General features: G+C 64.3%; 24 protein-coding genes. 18 read left to right on the forward strand and 6 right to left on the reverse strand.

Annotated features, from left to right (window positions below):
* Nucleotide 1 precedes the first annotated feature (1 nt).
* Nucleotides 2–904: a WYL domain-containing protein gene (locus FZ983_RS25840; RefSeq protein WP_003056222.1), complete on the reverse strand. Its 903-nt coding sequence runs from the start codon at nt 902–904 to the stop codon at nt 2–4.
* Between the two features lie 89 nt (nt 905–993).
* Here FZ983_RS25840 and FZ983_RS25845 point away from each other — a divergent pair, with 89 nt between their 5' ends.
* The 5 genes from FZ983_RS25845 to FZ983_RS25865 all read left to right on the forward strand — a co-directional run bounded on the left by FZ983_RS25845 (nt 994) and on the right by FZ983_RS25865 (nt 6,624).
* Complete coding sequence (locus tag FZ983_RS25845; RefSeq protein WP_003056221.1) at nt 994–2,187, forward strand: hypothetical protein; 1,194 nt, start codon at nt 994–996, stop codon at nt 2,185–2,187.
* On the forward strand, nt 2,184–4,439 hold the full coding sequence (locus FZ983_RS25850; RefSeq protein WP_149226814.1) for a ThiF family adenylyltransferase: 2,256 nt from the start codon (nt 2,184–2,186) through the stop codon (nt 4,437–4,439). Before FZ983_RS25845 ends, FZ983_RS25850 begins: the two co-directional genes overlap by 4 nt.
* 45 nt (nt 4,440–4,484) lie before the next feature.
* Entirely contained in the window at nt 4,485–5,555 is a 1,071-nt protein-coding gene (locus FZ983_RS25855) for a hypothetical protein (RefSeq protein ID WP_003056219.1), read from the forward strand.
* A 376-nt stretch (nt 5,556–5,931) separates the two neighbouring features.
* Nucleotides 5,932–6,282 carry a DUF2958 domain-containing protein gene (locus FZ983_RS25860; RefSeq protein ID WP_012204591.1) on the forward strand — a complete coding sequence of 117 codons (351 nt, stop codon included), beginning with the start codon at nt 5,932–5,934 and terminating at the stop codon, nt 6,280–6,282.
* A gap of 63 nt (nt 6,283–6,345) precedes the next feature.
* Nucleotides 6,346–6,624 (forward strand): hypothetical protein, encoded by a 279-nt coding sequence (locus FZ983_RS25865; RefSeq protein WP_003056215.1) that lies wholly within the window; start codon nt 6,346–6,348, stop codon nt 6,622–6,624.
* Nucleotides 6,625–6,766: 142 nt separating this feature from the next.
* Here the strand turns inward: FZ983_RS25865 and FZ983_RS25875 are convergent, their stop codons facing one another.
* The 3 genes from FZ983_RS25875 to FZ983_RS25885 form a co-directional block, all read right to left on the reverse strand.
* Nucleotides 6,767–7,066, reverse strand: coding sequence for a hypothetical protein (locus FZ983_RS25875; RefSeq protein ID WP_003056213.1), 300 nt, complete (start codon nt 7,064–7,066; stop codon nt 6,767–6,769).
* A 147-nt stretch (nt 7,067–7,213) separates the two neighbouring features.
* Nucleotides 7,214–7,477 (reverse strand): hypothetical protein, encoded by a 264-nt coding sequence (locus FZ983_RS25880; protein ID WP_012204589.1) that lies wholly within the window; start codon nt 7,475–7,477, stop codon nt 7,214–7,216.
* 241 nt (nt 7,478–7,718) lie between these two features.
* The gene (locus FZ983_RS25885) at nt 7,719–8,003 is read right to left on the reverse strand and encodes a hypothetical protein (RefSeq protein WP_031654920.1); all 285 of its coding nucleotides are present in this window, start codon (nt 8,001–8,003) and stop codon (nt 7,719–7,721) included.
* On the opposite strand from FZ983_RS25885, the gene FZ983_RS25890 reads away from it, so the two are divergent.
* The 3 genes from FZ983_RS25890 (at nt 8,002) to FZ983_RS25900 (ending at nt 11,243) form a co-directional block, all read left to right on the forward strand.
* Entirely contained in the window at nt 8,002–8,829 is an 828-nt protein-coding gene (locus FZ983_RS25890; RefSeq protein WP_003056211.1) for a DUF932 domain-containing protein, read from the forward strand. The two genes, FZ983_RS25885 and FZ983_RS25890, sit on opposite strands and share 2 nt — an antisense overlap.
* 75 nt (nt 8,830–8,904) lie before the next feature.
* Nucleotides 8,905–10,971, forward strand: coding sequence for a ParB/RepB/Spo0J family partition protein (locus tag FZ983_RS25895; RefSeq protein WP_003056209.1), 2,067 nt, complete (start codon nt 8,905–8,907; stop codon nt 10,969–10,971).
* Nucleotides 10,972–11,033: 62 nt separating this feature from the next.
* Nucleotides 11,034–11,243: a hypothetical protein gene (locus tag FZ983_RS25900; protein WP_003056207.1), complete on the forward strand. Its 210-nt coding sequence runs from the start codon at nt 11,034–11,036 to the stop codon at nt 11,241–11,243.
* Nucleotides 11,244–11,373: 130 nt separating this feature from the next.
* Here the strand turns inward: FZ983_RS25900 and FZ983_RS25905 are convergent, their stop codons facing one another.
* The gene (locus tag FZ983_RS25905; protein ID WP_011517543.1) at nt 11,374–11,892 is read right to left on the reverse strand and encodes an N-acetyltransferase; all 519 of its coding nucleotides are present in this window, start codon (nt 11,890–11,892) and stop codon (nt 11,374–11,376) included.
* 821 nt (nt 11,893–12,713) lie between these two features.
* Between FZ983_RS25905 and FZ983_RS25915 the strand changes: the two genes are divergently transcribed.
* The gene (locus FZ983_RS25915; RefSeq protein WP_017407758.1) at nt 12,714–13,034 is read left to right on the forward strand and encodes a DUF736 domain-containing protein; all 321 of its coding nucleotides are present in this window, start codon (nt 12,714–12,716) and stop codon (nt 13,032–13,034) included.
* A 367-nt stretch (nt 13,035–13,401) separates the two neighbouring features.
* Here FZ983_RS25915 and FZ983_RS25920 read toward each other — a convergent pair whose 3' ends face one another.
* The gene (locus FZ983_RS25920) at nt 13,402–13,695 is read right to left on the reverse strand and encodes a helix-turn-helix transcriptional regulator (protein ID WP_016452551.1); all 294 of its coding nucleotides are present in this window, start codon (nt 13,693–13,695) and stop codon (nt 13,402–13,404) included.
* Between the two features lie 223 nt (nt 13,696–13,918).
* On the opposite strand from FZ983_RS25920, the gene FZ983_RS25925 reads away from it, so the two are divergent.
* From FZ983_RS25925 to FZ983_RS34520, 9 genes are all read left to right on the forward strand, one after another.
* Nucleotides 13,919–14,266, forward strand: a complete 348-nt coding sequence (locus tag FZ983_RS25925) for a DUF2958 domain-containing protein (protein ID WP_003056199.1) — start codon at nt 13,919–13,921, stop codon at nt 14,264–14,266.
* 341 nt (nt 14,267–14,607) lie between these two features.
* Nucleotides 14,608–15,366 carry a DUF2285 domain-containing protein gene (locus tag FZ983_RS25930; protein ID WP_011517541.1) on the forward strand — a complete coding sequence of 253 codons (759 nt, stop codon included), beginning with the start codon at nt 14,608–14,610 and terminating at the stop codon, nt 15,364–15,366.
* An 83-nt stretch (nt 15,367–15,449) separates the two neighbouring features.
* Nucleotides 15,450–15,731, forward strand: coding sequence for a helix-turn-helix domain-containing protein (locus FZ983_RS25935; protein WP_023123353.1), 282 nt, complete (start codon nt 15,450–15,452; stop codon nt 15,729–15,731).
* Nucleotides 15,732–15,757: 26 nt separating this feature from the next.
* Nucleotides 15,758–16,615, forward strand: a complete 858-nt coding sequence (locus FZ983_RS25940) for a replication initiator protein A (protein ID WP_011517539.1) — start codon at nt 15,758–15,760, stop codon at nt 16,613–16,615.
* Between the two features lie 253 nt (nt 16,616–16,868).
* Entirely contained in the window at nt 16,869–17,507 is a 639-nt protein-coding gene (gene parA, locus FZ983_RS25950; protein ID WP_003056189.1) for a ParA family partition ATPase, read from the forward strand.
* Nucleotides 17,504–17,767 (forward strand): hypothetical protein, encoded by a 264-nt coding sequence (locus FZ983_RS25955; protein WP_003056186.1) that lies wholly within the window; start codon nt 17,504–17,506, stop codon nt 17,765–17,767. The genes parA and FZ983_RS25955 overlap by 4 nt, the downstream gene beginning before the upstream one ends.
* Nucleotides 17,764–18,288, forward strand: a complete 525-nt coding sequence (locus FZ983_RS25960) for a DUF2840 domain-containing protein (RefSeq protein ID WP_003056183.1) — start codon at nt 17,764–17,766, stop codon at nt 18,286–18,288. Before FZ983_RS25955 ends, FZ983_RS25960 begins: the two co-directional genes overlap by 4 nt.
* Nucleotides 18,285–18,872, forward strand: a complete 588-nt coding sequence (locus FZ983_RS25965) for a S26 family signal peptidase (protein ID WP_011517538.1) — start codon at nt 18,285–18,287, stop codon at nt 18,870–18,872. Before FZ983_RS25960 ends, FZ983_RS25965 begins: the two co-directional genes overlap by 4 nt.
* The coding region (locus tag FZ983_RS34520) for a hypothetical protein (protein WP_149226816.1) at nt 18,869–19,208 on the forward strand (340 nt) is incomplete at its 3' end. The genes FZ983_RS25965 and FZ983_RS34520, both read left to right, overlap by 4 nt.

The raw sequence follows: 19,208 nt of genomic DNA on the forward strand, positions 1-19,208 counted from the left end.
GTCAGGCCTGTGCCGCCAAGGCGTCGATATAGGGTTGGATTTCATCGCGGTTTTTCAGCGTGATCTGCTGTGCGAGGGGGTCTGGTGCTTCCTTGGTATGCAAACCCAAACGTCTCAGCGTGTAGTACAGAAACGCTTGGCGGCATGGAAGTTTGACCTCTCCATCTTCCATGCCGTAGTCCAACTCTAAGACTCGTTTCTTGGCTGCAGGCAAATCGGGATGCGGTGCAAGTACCAGCGTCAATACAGTTTGCCAATGCGAATCTTGGTTGGAGTCCACTTGGGTCGCCTCGAAGCCATCGATGCGCAGGATTCGAGCAAGGACGAAATCGCTGAAGCGCTGGCGCTTGTGGCAAAACGCGCGCATGTGCCAGCGAAAACCGTCATTGCCAAGGGCGTGGGGAGACAGCAAGCGAACCGATTCATCCAACGACGTCATGGACTGGTAGCTCACCAGAATGGATTCCTGCTGGCGGATTGCGCGCACCACTGCTTCGACGGTCTGCTCATTGATCGTGCGCCAAGGGGACGGGGCCCAATCTGTCTCCGGCGCGGAGCCGATGAAGCTGGCCGTCGGCTCGACAATTCCCATCTTTGTCGCTAGCAGTTCTGCTAGATAGCGTTGCGCCGAGCTTCGTTGGTAAAGCGGGTGAAAACTCTGCGCTGCCGTGTAGGTCTTGGAGCTGCGGTCGTAAGTCAGGTTGCTCGGCGCCAACTCCATGTACTTGGAAATGTCCAGCGATGCCTGCGGGACCGAAATACCAAAGTGCTCGGTGAGATCCATCCGGTTGATGCGCCGCTCCCAGCGCAGACGGAAATCGATGAATTGAAGTCTGCTCTCCAGCCCCCAACTTAGCCCCTTAGGCTCAGCAGGTTCGGCGGCAGGAACGGAAGGTTTTTGCATCAGTCACGCCTAAAAAGTAGACGGATATAAAAAATCGTCGTACATTAACTATACGCGATCATCCTTCGGTCGTCTACCCGGAGACCCCAGTGCCTACAACCATCACGTTTTTTCCCGTCGACAACGGGGACATGACCCTCATCAAGTTCGGCGATCTCGACGCGACGACTCTGCTGATCGACGTAAACATCAGGCAAGACGCCGACGACCCTGACGGGGAGGCGCGCGATGTCGCCAAGGATTTGCGCGAACGACTGAAGAAGGATGAGAACGGCAGGCCGTATGTCGATGCGTTCCTGCTGAGCCACCCGGATCAAGACCATTGCCGAGGGTTGAAGCGACACTTCTACCTAGGGCCACTCGACAAGTACCCGGACGACAAGAAGGACGACAAGGACAAGAAAATCGTGATCCGCGAGATGTGGTCGTCCCCGATCGTGTTTCGACGCGCCAGCAAGACGCACACCTTGAGCGACGACGCCAAGGCATTCAACACGGAGGCGCGTCGGCGCGTGCAACTGAACCGTGACAAGAATTTCGCCGTCGGGAACGGTGACCGCATTCAGATCATGGGCGAGGACATCGACGGAAAAACCGATGATCTCACTTCGATTGTGCGGAAGGTGGACACGCGCTTTTCAACGATCAATGGCAAGAGTTCCGCATTCTTTTCTGCGTTTCTTTTGGCTCCACTGGACGCCCAGGATGACGAGGAAGAGGAAGAGTGCCTGGTCAAGAACCAGTCCAGCGTTATTCTGAACATCACGTTGGCGGCTGACGCGCAGACGCCGGATGGTGCGAAATTCCTTACTGGTGGCGATGCTGAGGTGTTCATCTGGAACCGCCAGTGGCAACGCCACAAGGCTGAAGCAGATGTGCTTGAGTACGACATCATGCAGGCGCCTCATCATTGTTCCTGGCATTCGCTGTCCTATGACAGCTGGTCCGACTACCGTGAAAAAGCCAAGCTCGATGCTGATGCTCGCAAGGCGCTTTCGCAGACCCGTGACGGCGCCGTCATCGTCGCCAGCTGCAAGCCGATTGCAGATGATGACAGCGATCCGCCCTGCATCCGTGCGAAGCGTGAGTACGTGACGATCGTGGACGAAGCAAAAGGCGAGTTCTACTGCACAGGCGAGTACCCCAGCGAAAAGTCCGTGGAACCGCTCGTTTTCACCGTAACCGCTCAGGGTGTGCAACCTCCCTCGAAGAAGGAGTCCGGATCGAAGGCCGCTGCCGTGGTGACCTCTGCGCGCACCCCCATGCCGCACGGAGCATCATGACGGGCACCATCGCAGACGCACTGCATCAACTTCAGCGGCATCGAGGCCTTATCCGCGTTGGCGAGCCAAGGACAACTGGTGCATCGACGGAGATTGAAGTCGATGTTGCGGTCCAACTGCCGAACAGGTCTCGGCGCAATGGTATCTCTGAGACCGGAGTGCGCACCGTCGAGACGTGCGTGCTGGTATTCGGTAGTGACTGGCCCCTGTCTGCACCCGAGCCCTTCTTACGTGCGGACTTCCCGCTCAACTTGCCGCACATCAACCCCCATCGCCAAGGCGAGTTAGTCTCGCCGTGCCTATTCGAAGGGTCGTTGAACGAGCTGCTGCATCGGTTTGGCCTGGACGCCGTTGTCGATCAGTTGATCGACTGGCTGCACAAGGCCGCGGCCGGAACACTCCTGGACCTGGAGCAGGGGTGGGAACCAACGCGCCGAGACAGCTGTCCTTCGACCGTTGTATTCAGTGCCGAGAAGGTCGCGGCCGCCGCTCCCGCTGACGGCACGATTCTGGTGGTTCCCGCAGGCTACGTGACGATCGATGGCGGTCTGTACGTCATCATCAACGCCGAACTGACCGCACAAGTCGATCCTGTGTTTTATCAGGATGTTCACAACGACAAGCTGGGCAAATGGGGGAACGGCCATGCCGCGGCCTTCATCGCGCGCGCTCCGATGACCGACGGCCTCCCGCATGTGATCGGACGCTATCAACCAGAGACAGTTGTCGATCTCGCGACGCTGCTCGATCGAGCAGCGGAGCTTGGTATTGATCGCGACGCTTTGGCCCAGGAAGTGGACGGTTATTTCGGACGCTCAATCCTGGATATGCGACAGGACTCGCATGGCTGGGTGCATGGTTTGTACGCGATTGTGATTCTGGCTGTGCAAAGGCCAGCGTCGCTTGTGGGCTCGCCAGGGAGGAGTGTCGAGGTATTGCCCTATGTGGTGCGCTATGAACTCAACGCTCAATCGCTCCTGGAGCGTAACGCCACGGTTCACCCGGCCTTTCACGCGCATGCGTTGTCTCCTGAACTGCTGGCAAGGACGTCCGGCATTCCATACGCAGCCACATCACAGCCGCTGGTCGTGCTCGGCTGCGGAAGCGTGGGATCGAAAGTCGCGATGCAACTGGGGCGAGCGGGCTTTGGTTCGATGACTTTCGTCGACAACGAACCCATGTCGCCTCACAACGCCGCGCGGCATGCACTCATTGAGCGGGCATCAGTTCTGGTTCCGCCTCGGAAGTCGGCGCTGATGAAGACAGCCTTTGAATCGCTGTCGCATCTTCAATCGCGAGCGTTCGACACCGACGCAGTGACTCTTTTGGTCGATCCGGAACAGTTTGCGGCAACCGTTCCGCAGGATGCGGCCCTCATCGTGGATGCGACGGCGTCACTTCAGGTGCTGGCTGCAGAAACACAATCGGCAGCGTTGGATCAATCCCCAGCCCGATTGGCACGGATCGCGATGTATGGTCAGGGGCGCTGTGTGGCGGTATTGCTCGAAGGAGCTGGCCGTGCCGGCCGAGTTGACGACCTCACGGCGTTCTTGTTCGAGTGCTGCCGGTTTGCACCGGAACTGCGTGCGTCGATTGCCGGCGAGACGTCTGAGCCGACTCGGATTTTCGTGGGTGACAACTGTCGTTCGCTGACGATGCCTATGTCTGACGCCGTTGTTTCGCGGTCGACGTCACTGGCCGGCCTGCAACTGGAACGATGGCTCGTTGATGGGCTTCCGAAGGAAGCGACGCTTTGCGCCGGAATCTCAGATGCCGAAGGCCTTGGAATGGCATGGACCCGCGCCAGCCTTGGCCCGACCACTGCGCTTGAAGTCGCAGACGATGGTGGCTGGAACATTCGGGTCCTGTCCCCAGTTGCGCAAGCAATCCATGCTGATGCGCTGCGCTGGGGTGCTCTGGAAACAGGCGGCGCCTTGATCGGCCGCATCTCGTTTGAAAATCGAACCATCACCATTGCAGGCCTTGTTGAGGCACCGCCTGACAGTGTTCGAGAGGCCGCCCGCTTCGTCCTCGGAACCAACGGGCTTGTTCAAAATTTGCGCGCCGCAAACGCGGCCTCTTTGGGGTATCTCGCCTTTATAGGAACGTGGCACAGCCACCCGAAAGGCGGCGCACATTCGGGTATCGACCGAAATACATTGCGCGGCATCGCCGAGGATGCTGGCGGCCTTCCGGCCGTGTCGTTGGTATGGACTCCGACAGGACTCACGTGTGCGGTGGATCGCTGGTAGGTGCAAAGCCACCGGCACTTTGTTGGCATAAAACAAGAGGGATGTATGGCTGACTACTTCGAGATCGACTTTCTTGGCGTCGAAACAGCGAAAAGCGGGGACGCGATCACGCTGCGCTACTCGGTGAATGGCACCGAGGGCGTGCACGTTGTTGACGGTGGGTATCTGGATACGGGTGATCAGATAGTCGAGCATCTGAAGACGTACTATGGAACAACAGTCATCGACCATGTGATCCTCACGCACCCAGATCGCGATCACGCCAACGGACTACGAAAAGTCCTGGAGCAATGCACGGTCAGGAATCTTTGGATCAACCGGCCGTGGATATACGCGGACCAGTTGATCGATCGCTTTGAGACCTATGAATCGGTTGAAGCCCTGCGACGGAAGTTGCGCTCAATCTACGATGCCACGGCAATTCTTGAGGATATTGCGGTGGAGAAGGGAATTCCAATCCATGCCCCCCTTCAGGGGCAGAGCATCGGTCCGTTCGCGGTCATGGCACCTACCCTGGGGCGCTACTTGGACCTGATCGTGGACTCCGCGAAGACACCGGAAGCTGTCGAAGAAAGTGCTTTTGATAGCGCGCTGAGCAGCATATTCCGGGCAGTGAAGGCCGCGACCGCCTACATCAAGTCCCTGTGGGGCGAGGAATATTTCCCGCCTGAGCCGACCAGTCGTGAGAATGAAATGAGTGTGGTGCAGTCGGCTGTCTTGAACGGTCATCGCGTCATGCTTACTGGCGATGCCGGGCGTGAAGCACTGCAGGAGGTGATCGACTACGCACCTTTCGTGGGACTCGCGCTGCCAGGTATTCGGTATTTCCAAGTGCCCCATCACGGCGGGCGACACAACGTTTCGACCGAAGTCTTGGATCAACTGCTCGGCCCACGGTTGAACAGTATGCCGGACAAGCACCATTGGAATGCCATATGCAGTTCTGCCAAGGCGGATGAGGATCATCCGCGGAAGTCGGTGATTCGCGCCGTATTGCACCGGGGTGGGCACTGGGCGGCAACTGAAAGCCAGAACATACGCATCGGGGCAGGCATCACCCGCGATGGCTGGGTGCCGATTCCCCAGGCGGCGTATCCGGAAGATCAAGAAAATTGACAGCGCCTGAAGGCCAGCACCACTTTTCAACTGCCTGCTGGCAACTTGGCCTGCATCCCGACGTTCCTTCGTCGGGCTCATGGGCTGCGCCCCGAGCTTCGTGCCGAATCGCAGTCATCCGGCTTCAAGCCCGGACGCTCTGATCTGGACTGACGCTTCGGACCTGCGCGCTACGCTTGTCAATACCGGGGTGGCTGCGTGGTGAGGTGTGGCGGCTTGCTGTTCCCTTCATCGTGCCACGGCGTGCCCGCCGTCAATGACTGCGCACCTTCGGCGCTTGCGGCCTGGCGGCCGTCTTCGATCTTTGACTGCTTGCGCTGCGCCGTGCCCTGCAAGGGCTGGGCAATTCCGCCCGGTAACCTTACAGGAGTTCACCATGAACCACGCATTCATCACGGACGAGCAGCGCATCGTGCTGCTGGCCAACGGCCGCGAATCCTTGGAGAACCCGGACTTCGATCCGGCCCCAGTGGTCAAGCTGTTCACGCCGGATGCCGGCGCGACCTGGCTGCTGACCGAGATTGATCCCGATGACCACGATCACGCCTTCGGTCTTTGCGACCTGGGCCTAGGGATGCCGGAAATCGGCTGGGTCAGTTTTTCCGAACTGGCGACCGTGCGCGGGCGGCTGGGCTTGCCGGTAGAGCGGGATCTGCACTTTCGTGCCGAGAAGCGGCTGAGCGCCTATGCGCGCGATGCGCGGCTGGCGGGGCGTGTCGTTGTCTGACCTGGTTCTGGGGCGCCGCAAGGCGCTCCTGAGCGTTCTCAATCATTTCAGGAGGTCAAGGCCATGAGCAGCCACCACGACTACATCCTCGAAATCACGGCAGAGCATGATGCGTTCAAGCCGTTCCCACCGGAGAACGGCCAGCCCTTGCGCTTTGCGCTCGGCGACGCGGTGATCTATACCAACGAGTTTGGCGCACAGTTCCGGTGCCGCGTCACCGGGTTTTATCGTCCCAGCGGACTTTCGGGCCTGTACGCGCGCGGTGCGCGCTACCTGCTGGACTCGTCATCGCCGTGGATGCCGGTGTCGGAAGCCAGCCTGCGCCCCGACGACCCGGCCTGATGCCTTCGCGCCCCTGGCGGGGCGCTACGCGCTGCGCTTGCCTCCAGGGGAAAGCCCTGCGGGCTATCCCCGCCGCGCAGGCTTGGCGCCCCTCTCGCGCAGCGAACCGGCTGGTGCCGGATCGCTCCCTTCATGCCGGACATTACGATGGCACTTCGGGCGTGGGTGTGTCGGGTTCGTAGTCGCCCAGCCACTCGAAGAGACGTTCGATATCGCAGTCCAGCTGGTTCAGCGTGGCCTGGGCCATTGCGTACCAGGTGGTGCCGTCGTCCGTTTCTTCGGAGGCGGACAGCAGGACGTTGAGCTGTGCGCGCCGTCCCAGCAGGCGCTGCATCTCGTTGCCTACCGTCTTGCGGTCGGTGGTCCAGATGAGGGTCGGCAGAAAGATGCCAGGCCCTTCTGCTCCAGGCGCAGGCGTTCCGGGTTGCATGGGATCGCTCATGGTGGTTCTCCAGAAGGTGGAGATTCCACGGTAGGCATTGGCCCGTGACCGGGCCACTCGAAATTCGCGCTATTTCGGGGGGATTTCGGGATCAGCGCCGATCGGCCGTGGCGCAGTCATGCGGGCGGGCTGCCTTTGAGCCGGTGCTTACCAGGGCTTCCAGCGCCGCTGGGGTGTTTGCGGCACGGCGCCGAGCAATTGGATCGGCGGCAGTGCATGGGGCGCATTGTTCCTGGGGAAGCGCCGGCGCACTTCGCATTCCAGTTCGTGCGCGAGGCCGCGTGCGTCCTTCTCGCCGCGCAGTGCCCGTTGCCGCCAGTCTCGGGCCTGGGCCATCAGTTCATCGTCTTGTAGGGCTCGTATGTCCATGCCATTGCCATTTTGCCGATGGCTGGGTGGGTAGCTGTCCACGGGGATTTCATTGAAGTCATGTGGGCGTCCCCGGCCACCTGGGAGATGGCCGGTCGCGCTCTCGTGCTAGCGCATCGAGCCGCCTGCGGCGTCTCGCCCCCTTCGGGCTTCGATCGTTCCCTCACTCCGTTCGGCTGACGCCTCCGGCCCGGCTTCCAGCTTCGAGCCTGCGCGCTTCGCTTGCCGTGCGGTCGGCTTGTGGGATGGCCGTTGCCATGTCCAGTCCTCTTCCCTGACTTCATCACCTTGTCCGCGACTGTAGCCCGCGGCCGTGTGCCGTCAAGGCGCGCAGGGCCGTGTCCTCGGCTGCGCCTGCGGGCCGCCCCACCCTGCGCTTGTTTCCTTGACGGCCCCCGTCCGCGCGCTCCCTTTCGTCGCGGGCGATGAACTCAGGAAAGACGGTGGCAACAGGGCCAACCGGGTTCCTCGCGCCGACCGCACCGAACAGCCGAAAGGCTGGGCTTCGAATCTTGGAATCCGGTGTGCGGTTTTCTTCAACAGCCTTTTTGTTCAGGAGAAAGACCATGCAACTCGCATCCCGCTTCGCTTCCCATTCCCCCGCATTGCGCAGCGACTCCCCGCTGTCCGATGACCAGATCCGCCGCGTGGCCCCGTCCATCTTCGCGGATGCCCCCCATGAAAGCCGTTCCGAGCGGTACAGCTACATCCCCACCGCCGCCGTGCTGACCGAGCTTCGCAAAGAGGGGTTTCAGCCCTTCATGGTGTGCCAGACCCGCGTTCGCAACGAGGGCCGGCGCGAGCACACGAAACACATGCTGCGCCTGCGCCACGCCAACCAGATCAACGCCCGCGAAGCCAATGAAATCATCCTGCTGAACTCGCACGACGGCACGAGCAGCTATCAATTACTGGGTGGCATGTTCCGCTTCGTTTGCAGCAATGGCCTTGTCTGCGGCGACACCGTGGGCGATGTGCGCGTGCCCCACAAGGGCGACGTGGCGGGCCATGTCATCGAGGGCGCCTATCAGGTGCTGAGCGGCTTCGAGCATGCGCAGGAATCGCGCGAATCCATGCAGGCCATCACGCTGGATGCCGGGGAATCGGAAGTGTTCGCCCGCGCCGCGCTGGCCCTCAAGTACGACGACCCAACCAAGCCCGCGCCCGTCACGGAATCGCAAATCCTGATGCCGCGCCGCTTCGACGACCGCCGCCCCGACCTGTGGAGCGTGTTCAACCGCACGCAGGAGAACCTGACCAAGGGCGGATTGCATGGCCGCGCCGCCAATGGCCGCAGACAGCAGACCCGCCCCGTGCAGGGCATTGATTCGGACATTCGCCTGAACCGCGCCCTGTGGCTGCTGGCCGATGGCATGCGCGCCCTCAAGGCCTGACCCCCTCTGACGTGTTCCCCGCCGGAGGGGCGGTTTCCCCTCCATTCCCTTGTTTCACTTGATTGGAGATTCACCATGAACGCCGTTACTTACACCGAAGCTCAAGCCCTCGACAGCCGCGCAAACGTGCTGCAAGCCGCCGACCCGAGCAAGCACATGATTCTGGTTCCGCTGTCGCGGCTGGTGCTGCGCCCCACGGGCCGCAACGTGCGCAAGACCGTCCCGCGCATGTCCATCCCCGAGCTGGCCGCGAGCATTCAGCGCGTGGGCCTGCTGCAAAACCTGATCGTGATTCCCGCCGCCGATGACCTGCATTACGAGGTGGTGGCAGGTGGCCGACGCTTTGCGGCCCTCAAGCTGCTGGCAAAGAAGCACCGTATCGCCAAGGATTGGGACGTGCCTTGCCTGCAGGTGGCCGATGGCACGGCCCGCACCGCCAGCCTGACCGAGAACGTGCAGCGCGAAGCCATGCACCCAGCAGACCAGTTTGAAGCCTTCGCCGCGCTGGTGGCCGAAGGCCGACCGATTGAGGACATTGCGGCGGATTTCTCCGTTACGCCGCTGGTGGTGCAGCGCCGCTTGAAGCTCGCCAATGTCTCGCCGCGTTTGATGGAGGACTACCGGGCCGATGCCGTGAGCCTCGATCAGCTGATGGCGCTCTCCATCACCGACGACCACGCCGCGCAGGAATGCGCGTTCTACGATGCGCCGCAATGGCAGCGCCAACCCTCGCACTTGCGCGAACGTCTGACGGAGCGCGAGATTGACGCCTACCGGCATCCGCTGGTGCGCTTCGTCGGGCTGGACACCTACGAGCAGGCGGGCGGCGGCATCCGCCGCGACCTGTTCGCGGAGGGCGATGCAGGCGTGTACCTGACCGACGCCGCGCTGCTGGAACGACTGGCGCAAGACAAGCTGGCGGGCATCGCCGCAGAGGTGAAGGCCGAGGGCTGGGCTTGGGCTGATGCCACGCCGGGCGTGACCCATGCCGATCTGCACGCCTTCCAGCGTGCGCCGAGGGAGCGCCGCGAGCCGAACAAGCGCGAAGCACAGCGCATCGAGAGGCTGCAAGCCAAGATGCAGGAGGTGGCCGAAGCCATTGATGCCGCGACGGACGCCGACGACGAGGACAAGGCCGATGCGCTGCAAGAGGAAGGCGAGCGGCTGGGCGAGCAGTTGCAGGCGCTGGAAGACGGCTTGCAGGGGTACGGCGCGAACGTGAAGGCCGCAGCCGGGGCCATCGTCACCATCGGCCGCAACGGCGAGGTGGTGATTCATCGCGGACTGCTGCGCGAGGCCGAGGCCAAGGCACTGCGCACACTGGAGAAGCTGCGCCAAGGGTTCAGCGACCCAGATGCCGCGAACGATGACGAAGGCGAGGACGACGAGCCGCCCAAGGCAGCAGCGATTTCCGACCGACTGGCCCAGCGCCTGAGCGCCCATCGCACCGCCGCGCTGCAAATCGAGGTGGCCCGGCATCCGCAGGTGGCGGTGGCCGCGCTGGTGCATGGCATGGTGCAGACCGTCTTGCAGGGCCGCTACTACGGGCGCGACCTGCCGCTGGGCGTGAGCCTGAAAGTCCAAGACCGGCTGGACGGCATGGCCCCGGACTGGCCCGAGTCACCCGCCGCTGTGGCGCTGCGTGAATTGCAGCAGGCGTGGAGCGGCAAGCTGCCCGAGGACAGCGCCGAACTGTTTGCCGCGCTGCTGGCGATGGAGCAAGGCGAACTGGTCAAGCTGCTGGCCGTGTGCGTGGCTTCCACGGTGGACGTGGTGACGCCTCGCGCCACACCGCACCAGCCCGGCGAGGAACTGGCGCAGGCCGTGGGCCTCGACATGGCCGCATGGTGGCAGCCGACCGCCGAGGGGTATTTCAAGCACGTTCCGAAGGCGGCAGTTCTGCAAGCCGTGGGCGAGTACGCGCCCGATCAGGTTTCCCGGCTGGCGAAGCTGAAGAAGGCCGACATTGCCAGCGAAGCCGAGCGGCTGGCCGATGGCGCGGGTTGGATGCCTGCCATCTTTAAGGTCGAAGGCCCGCAGCAGGCAGTGAAGGAAAGCGCGCAGGAGGCAGGCCCGGAGCAGGACGCCCCGGAGGATGCCGAGGCAATGGCGGATGAACCCGCCGAGGCGCTGGCCGCTTGACCCACGCCGAAGGCAAGCGCCCCGGCTTCGACCGGGGCGCTTCGCTGCAAGGAGAAGCCCCCATGACCCGCACCACCACCAACCGCCCGCGCATGGCGGCGGTCTATGCACCCGGCACGGTGCGCGCCCGCCGCTGGCACGGCGATGGCGACGTGCGCGGCTACCGACCGCCCTCGGGCTGGTCGGCCCGCGCTGACCTCACCGACATACATCCCATCACGGGCCGCGCCTTGCCGCGTGCCGTGTGGTGGATCATCGAAACGAAGGAATGATCATCGTCAGCACCGCGCCCAGGCCGTTCCGCCCTGGGCGCGGTGAAACGCATAATCCGGGCGCGGCGGTGGCCGCGCCCGGTGTTGAAGCCGAATTGCCGGGGCATTACGCCGCCGCCTTCACTGGCACTCAGGCGGCGGCGTTGAAGGCATCGCTGTACTGCGCGATGCCTTCGGGCACTGGCCCATGGAAGGCCAGTGCGAGAAAATAGCCGGGCGGCACGCCCGGCAGTTGCAGGCCCGCATGGGCCTGGAAGCCAAAGCGCCCGTAGTACGCGGGCTCTCCGAGCAGCACACAGCCTTCGGCCTGCATGGCCCGCAGTTCAGACAGCGCCTGTTCCATCAGGCGCGAGCCGATGCCGTGCCCCTGCCTCTGCGGCAGGACGGAGATCGGCCCCAGGCCGCACCAGCCTTTGGCCTTGTGGCCGTGGTCGTTGGTGATAGTCACCGGCGACAGAGCCACATGGCCGACGACCTGGCCGTGTTCTTCGGCCACGATGGAAAGCGTCAGTTCGCTAGCGTCGCGCAATGCACGCACGATGAATTGCTCCGTGTGGCTGGTGTGCGGCGCATCGGCGAAGGCGGCAATGGTCACGGCCTCGATAGCGGCAATGTCGTTCGTGGTTTCGTGTCGTAGCTGGATGGTCATGGTGTTCTGCGTTCCCTGCTCAAAATATAGAACGGCCTGGGCGTGTCGGCGCGTAGCGCCGCCGGGCTTTCGGGCTGCGCCCCGTGCCGACTTCGCTGTCACGGCCATTCGGCTTCAATCCACTCACGCCTTCGCGCCTGCGGCGCTGCGCGCTGCGCTTGCCTCCGGGGGATCGGCGCAAGGCCCATCCCCGCCGCGCGAGCTTGGCGCCCCTCGATGCCGCCGAACCGTCGATGCCGGATCGGCCCGGCCAGCGCCCCGCCGCAATGGACGGAGCTGGCGAACACGCTGGTGCTTGCTGCGGCAGGTTGTGCGAATGCGTGCCGTCCTCAACGCTGGCGGTTCTCGCCCATCACGTCACGAAGGACGGTTCACGGACATCCCGCCCGGCATCGCTATGGAGCTTCCACGCCACGCCTCAAGACCGGCGCCGCAAGGTGCGGCCGGGGCGTTCTCGCTTGTCGTCGGATGGTTGACCTGGCCCGCGTCAGTGGGCGAGCCGGTGCTGCCTTCGTGCGGGGATGCCGAGCCGGCCCTGCCTCCTTTCGATGCGGTTCGGCCCAAGGCGTCCTTGTGTTGTTGTGAATCCTAGCGGTGGCGCGGCTGCGCCTCGGGCTTCATGGCTGCAACCGTCCGGCGAAAACAATTTCCCCTGCTTTGTCACTGCGTTCGGCGCATTCCTCGCGGGACAAATTCTTTTCGCCTCCCGGCTCTCCACTGCGTTGCGACCGCAAGCGGTGCAGCCCGCCCGTCCCCCGCCGGCCGGATCACAACAAGGACGCGATGGGCGCGAACCTTGTTCCACCAAAAGGAGATCCATCATGGCCAACATCGGCAGCTTCACCGCAGACAAAGACGGCTACACCGGCACGCTTCGCACCCTGACGCTCAACGTCAAGGTCAAGCTGGTGCCCAACGACAAGGGCGACAACGAGAAGGCCCCGGACTTTCGCCTGCAGGCCGCCAGCCACGACATCGGCGCGGCATGGAAGAAGACCAGCGAGGCCGGGCGGGAATACATCTCCGTGACCCTCGACGATCCTTCATTCCCGGCCACGGTCTATGCCCGCCTGATCGAAGGCGAAGGCGAGGACGGGACACACGACCTGATCTGGTCGCGCAGCAAGCCCCAAGCGGCGTGACGGCTGCCAGCGCCCCGCCCATTGCGGCGGGGCGCTGTGCTGCTTTCGCGGCACTTCAAGGAGGCGACACCACCGCCTGGGCTGCGCCGTGTCGAGTTGCTTCCTGAACGTTGCAGCCTTCGGTTTGCAAGAACGGCCGGGCGTGTCGGTGCCGTGCACCGCCGGGCTTTACGGGCTGCGCCCCGTGCCGACTTCGCCGTCACGGCCATCCGGCTCCAATCCCTCACGCCTTCGCGCCTGCGGCGCTGCGCGCTGCGCTTGCCTCCGGGGGAAAGCCCTGCGGCCTATCCCCGCCGCGCGATGCTTGGCGCCCCTGCAATCCCCCGAACCGGCAGCGCCGGATCGGCCACGCCAGCGACGTCGCACGCTATGGCGTGTCACTCTTCTTCGCCACAGTCTCCAACTCCTGGCGCACCTGCACCAGAAGCTGATCGACCTGCTGCAGATCGTCGCCGGCATAGGCCAGCGTCAGCAGCGTGAGCGGGTGCACCTCCATGACCTCGCACAGCTCGGCCAGCTTGTTCAAGGTGGGGCTTTTGAGGTCGCGTTCCAGCGTGCTCATGTAGGTGCGGCTGGACACGTCCGAGAACGCTTCCTGGCTCAAACCACGTGCTTTCCTGATGGTCTTTAGTGCCTCCGACAATGTATGTTTCGCTGCCAACCCTGGATCTCCGCAAAATCCAAGATGACATCCGATTGAGCCCTATAGGGCTACAATCTATAGTGTTCAACTATGCCCGCCTGCCGCTTTCGTGCTTTTACGGAAATCCGTATCTGCAGCTTCTCACAGAAGCACAAAACCGCATCCGTGCCTTTCCACAAACCCGCCGATGCGGTTTTGCGCTTTCACGCTTCGGCGGTTTTGTGCGAATGAGGTAACGCCCATGAACCAACTCATGACCGAGGACGAGCGCAAGCAACTGCTGGAACACGGCCGGGTCCGGGCCGCTGGCCGGGCCATCGACCCGCTGCCCGTGGTGCGGTTGTTCACGCCGGACGCACACGCCACTTGGCTGCTGGTGTCGCTTGACCCCGCTGACGGCGATACGGCCCATGGCCTGATCGACTTGGGGATCAGCATGCCTGAGCTGGGCGAGATCAAGCTGTCCGACCTCGCATCCATCGTCGGGCCGAGCAAACAGCCCGTGATGCGAGATCGGTATTTCCGGGCGGTGCGCCCGTTGTCGGAGTACCTGCGGCTGGCCCAGGAGAACGGTTCCGTCCTCGATTGAGCCGTTCGCGCCACGGCCAAGCCGGGCGCATTGAGGCTATTTCGGTCTTGCTCCAGACCCGTCAGGTCTTAATCCGCACTGTTGCACCAAACCAGTGCCACCCTGACGCAAACGGTCATGACGCCAGCCGTGCCATCGGGCACGGTGGATAGCGCAGGAGGCCGCATTTCCTCGCGCGCCACCGTCGCATTCAGACGATCCGCGCAATCCATCGGATGCTTTTCGTCTTGACACGCAAGTTACTAATCTACCAGCTTATTCACGATTGGATGCTAGTTCGATGCGGTGACGTTGGCGTGTGAAACCAGTGACGGCCGTCCTGCTCTACGGGAGCTTGCGTCATGGCCGAACCGCACCACCTCGCGCACTGGTATCCGACCGCCGCCTACCTCTACGTCCTGTGTCTGGACACGCTCGCACTGGCCTGGGAGTACCTGCGCCGCCATCCCGACTACCGGATCGACTGGCTGCGCCGTGCGCGCTGCCCCGATGCCGCGCATCGCTGGGGCTTGCGTCTGCTGGAAGACCCGGACGTGGATGCGCGTGACGCGCATCCGGCCTGGCTTCCCGGCCATGGGGCCGTGGTGCAGCTTCACCCCGATGCCGATCCGCCTCCGGATGCCACCGCCTTCGCGTTCTGGCGCATCCCCGGCCACAAGCAGTTGCTGCACGACGGCAAGGGTCTGGCGCTGATCGCGCGCAGCCCCAGCCTTTGCCAGCGCTATGCGCTGGCGCCTGGCCTGGAGGACGGCATGGCCGTGGCCCATGCCTATCGTGGCCGTCACGCCGCCCCTGCGGCCCCTATGCCTGGTACGCCTGCGTCAATGGCTCGGCCCAGGCCACCGCCTGCGGCGCTGCTGGAGCTACACACCCTGCAGGCGCTCGACGCCACCCTGGCGGGCGCGTCCTTGCGCGACGTCGCCGAGGGCTTGTTCGGTGCGGACGCCGCAGCCGGCTGGTACAGCGACGGCGGCCTGCGCTCCAAGGTGCGCCGCCTGGTGCGGCGCGGCGATGCGTTGATGCGCGGCGGCTATCGCCGCCTAGCACAACTGCCGCCGCTTGAGAAGGGTCGTTTTGAAGAGAGCGCAAAACGACCCTGAGCAGGAGGGCTTCGTTTTCTGAGACTGCCTTCATCCGGTTGCGCTGTGTGGCCGGAGCCCTGCAACCGATGGAGGTTCTCACCATGCGTCCTGCTCCCTTGCGGCCTGCCGCTACTGTCTCGACCGCTGCCGCGCAGCCCCAACGCTATCTCACCAACGACGAAGCCGCCGAGTACCTGCGCCTGTCGCCGCGCACGCTGGAAAAGCAGCGCGTGCTGGGAGGCGGTCCCAAGTTCCGCAAGTTCGGCCGCCGCGTGATGTACGCCGTGGTCGACCTCGATGCCTGGGCCGCCGAGCGCAGCTTCGAGAGCACGTCCGAGCCCGAGTACGCCGAGCAGCATTCGGCGGACAGCCGTGCGCGCTGATCGCTGGCGCGCGGGTGGCCTTCGCCATGTCCAGCCCCGCGCTGCCCATGCGGCAGCGACCGATGCAAGAGCGCGAACAGCTCGATCTGTTCCGCGCCTTGCCGGGCGACATGGCGCCGCGCGACAGCCAGGACTTGATGGCCTTTCCGTTCTTCTCGCTGGCGAAGTCGCGGCGCACGGCGCCGATCGACTTCCGCGCCAGCGGCATCACGATCCGCGTGGAGGGCACGCAGGAGCATGGCATCGCCACGATTTGGGATGCGGACATCCTGATCTGGGCTGCAAGCCAGATTGTGGAAGCCCGCGATGCGGGCTTGCGCCCGTCGCGGCTGATGCAGGCCACGCCCTACGAGATCCTGCGCTTCATCGGGCGCGGTACGTCGCTGCGCGACTACCAGCGCCTCAAGGCGGCCTTGGATCGGCTGCAGTCCACGACCGTGGCCACGTCGATCCGCGAGACGACCGGGCGGCGCCTGCATCGCTTCTCATGGATCAACGAGTGGAAGGAACTGGCCGATGCCAAGGGCACCCCCTTGGGGCTGGAACTGATCCTGCCGGACTGGTTCTATGCGGGCGTGCTCGATGCTGCCCTCGTGTTGACCATCGACCCGGCGTATTTCCGGCTGACGGGCGGGATCGAGCGATGGCTGTACCGCCTGGTGCGCAAGCACGGCGGGCGACAGCCTGGCGGCTGGCAGTTCGACTTCCAGCACCTGTACCGCAAGTCGGGCAGCGTGGCGCGGTACTACGACTTCGCCGCCGACCTGCGCGCACTGGTGGTGCGGCAAGCCTTGCCTGGCTACCAGTTGGGCATCGAGTACGTCTCGGGCATTGCCTCGCCGCTGCTGACGTTCCGGCCCGTGCCGTCCACGGCACGGGGATAACTGCTGCGCAGCCTGTGGACGGACTCGTGCTATCAGGCAACAGAGGTATCGTGCTATCAGGCAACGAATCCTCGTGCTATCAGGCAACAAAACCGGCCGCAAAGCTAATACTGGCGCGGGTTTCGGCCTCTCCTAACTTCCCTAACTTAAATACTCTAACTGGTAGTAGCAGCGCCGCGCCTCGGTGGACAACCGCCACAGGACGCGAAGCGCAGCGGCAACAGGCGGGCTTTCCGACACGGAGGGTCCGGTCATGATCGTCGCGCTGCTCAACCAGAAAGGCGGCGTGGGCAAGACCACGCTCGCCACCCACATCGCCGGCGAGCTGGCGATGCGCGGGCAGTCGGTCATCCTGCTGGATGCCGATCCACAGGGCTCCGCGCTGGACTGGACACAGCGCCGCAGCCAGCAAGGTTTGCCAAGGCTATTTAGCGCCGTGGGCCTCGCACGCGAAACGCTGCACCAGGAAGCGCCAGAACTCGCCAGGCGGGCCGATCACGTCGTCATCGACGGGCCACCCAGGATCGCTGCCTTGGCGCGCTCCGCGCTGCTGGCGGCCGAGCGGGTGCTGATCCCGGTGCAGCCCAGCCCCTACGACCTGTGGGCCAGCGCCGAGATGGTGGCGCTGATCCGTGAGGCGCAGGTGTTCCGGCCTGCGCTGCGCGCGGCCTTCGTCATCAACCGGCGCGTGAGCACCACCGTGATCGGACGCGAGGCCCGCGGCGCGCTGGCCGAGCAGCCGCTTCCTGCGCTGCGCGCGGAAGTGCATCAGCGCATCGTGTTTGCCGACAGCGTGGCCGCCGGCCGGCTTGCACGCGAGACGGCGCCAGACAGCGCCGCCGCGCGCGAAATCACCGCGCTGGTCGATGAACTGCTGCGGTGGCCGTCATGAGCACTCCTGCCAGCAAGCGCACGGGCAAGCGCATCGGCATCGGCGCTCGCCCGCCCGCGAATCCGCACGCCGAGGCGTGGATTCGCCAGGGCAGTGCCGATGACCTCCAGAAAGGCGACCTCTACACGGCCCGCCTGACCCTCGACATCACGCCCGCCATGCGGGCGCGCATCAAGGTATCGGCCTTCACGCAAGGCGTGACGGTGGCCGATCTGTTGCGCGCGCTGCTGGAGCGGGAATTCCCGGAGAAGTCCTCATGAACACACCCGCCTCGACGGCTTCGGCACCGCCGTCCATCCCGCCTGTCGGCGTGGCCGACGGCGTACCGCTGACGCGCGTTGCGCTCGCATACATCGACCAACGCTTCGACCTCTACCTGCGCTTCGGTGATCCTGCCCGCATCATCCGGTTCGACCGCTGGCGCCGCTGCGCGGTGTTCACGCCGAATGCGGTTCTCTGCCGCATCCGCTGGCAGGCCAACGACTACGGCACGATCCGCTGGCAGCTCATGGTGATGCAGGCGTGCATGCCGATGGATGGCGCGCAGCGCATCTCCGGCGTGCAACCTGGCGCGCGCCTCTTGCTGCACGCCGAGGGTGAGCAATCGGTGCGTGCCGTGCTGGCGCGCATCGACGCCATCGAGGCGCTGGGCATCACGCCTGTCGGCGTCTCGCCCGCGTACTGGCGCACGCTCGCCAACCGGCTCGCAGCGCACTTGCCGCTGCCCGAATACACCGCCGAGCGGCACGCCGCCTGGCTGGCCGGGAGGGCGCTGCCATGACCGCAGTTTCCACTTCCGGCACCGCGCCGCACCCTCGCTTGCGCGTGCGCGCTCGCCTCGTGCTGGCGGGCCTGTCCGCCTGCGGCCTCGCTGCGCTGGCCTGGGCGTCCTTCGTGCATCCGCTGCCACGCCTGACCTACAACCCGTCCGACAGCGTGGAGGTCGGCTGGTATCGCATCGATCCGCTCGACCATCGCACCAGCTCGCCACCACGTCCGTTGTCGGTAGGCAGCATCGTGCTGGTGCCGCTGCCTGCCGAGGCTGCCGCGCTCGCTGCGCAGCGCGGCTACCTGCCGACGCGCATTCCTCTGCTCAAGCGCGTGGGCGCGGTGGCGCCGCAAGAGGTGTGCATCGCTGACGGCAAAGTCCGCATCGACGGCGTGCCTTCAGCCGCCGTGCTGTCTGCCGATCGCTGGGGCCGGCCGCTGCCATCCCGGCAGCAATGCCACCGCTTGCGGCATGGCGAGCTGTTCCTCCTCAGTGTGACCAATCCGGCGTCGTTCGATAGCCGGTATTTCGGGCCGGTCAGCGCAGCTTCCGTGATCGGCGTTGCGCGCCCCGTCTGGCTGGAGTCGCGCCCATGATGGCCACCGATTCGCTGCGCATCATCGTGCTATCGGGCGTGTCGTTCTGCTGGCCGTTGTCATGTCGTCGCGCGTGCAGTGCGAGCGCATCCGCGCTGCACTTCGCGCTGCCTCCGGCGCAGCCGTCCCACGTGCAGGCGTCTTGCCTCGAACACGGCTGGCCTGCGGCCATTGCCGTGTTCGCCGGTGCGCTGGCTGCTGGTGCAGCCTTGCCACCGGGCCGCAGTTGCCGGGATCGAGAACCTGGGGGACAGGGGGAGGCAAATGCGGAAGGCAAGACAAAAGGACGCGGCACCGGGCCGCGTCGAAAGCCTGTCTGCACGTGGGGGCGGCGCG

The organism is Azospirillum sp. B21 (assembly GCF_008364825.1).
In the GTDB taxonomy this organism is placed as follows: domain Bacteria; phylum Pseudomonadota; class Alphaproteobacteria; order Azospirillales; family Azospirillaceae; genus Azospirillum.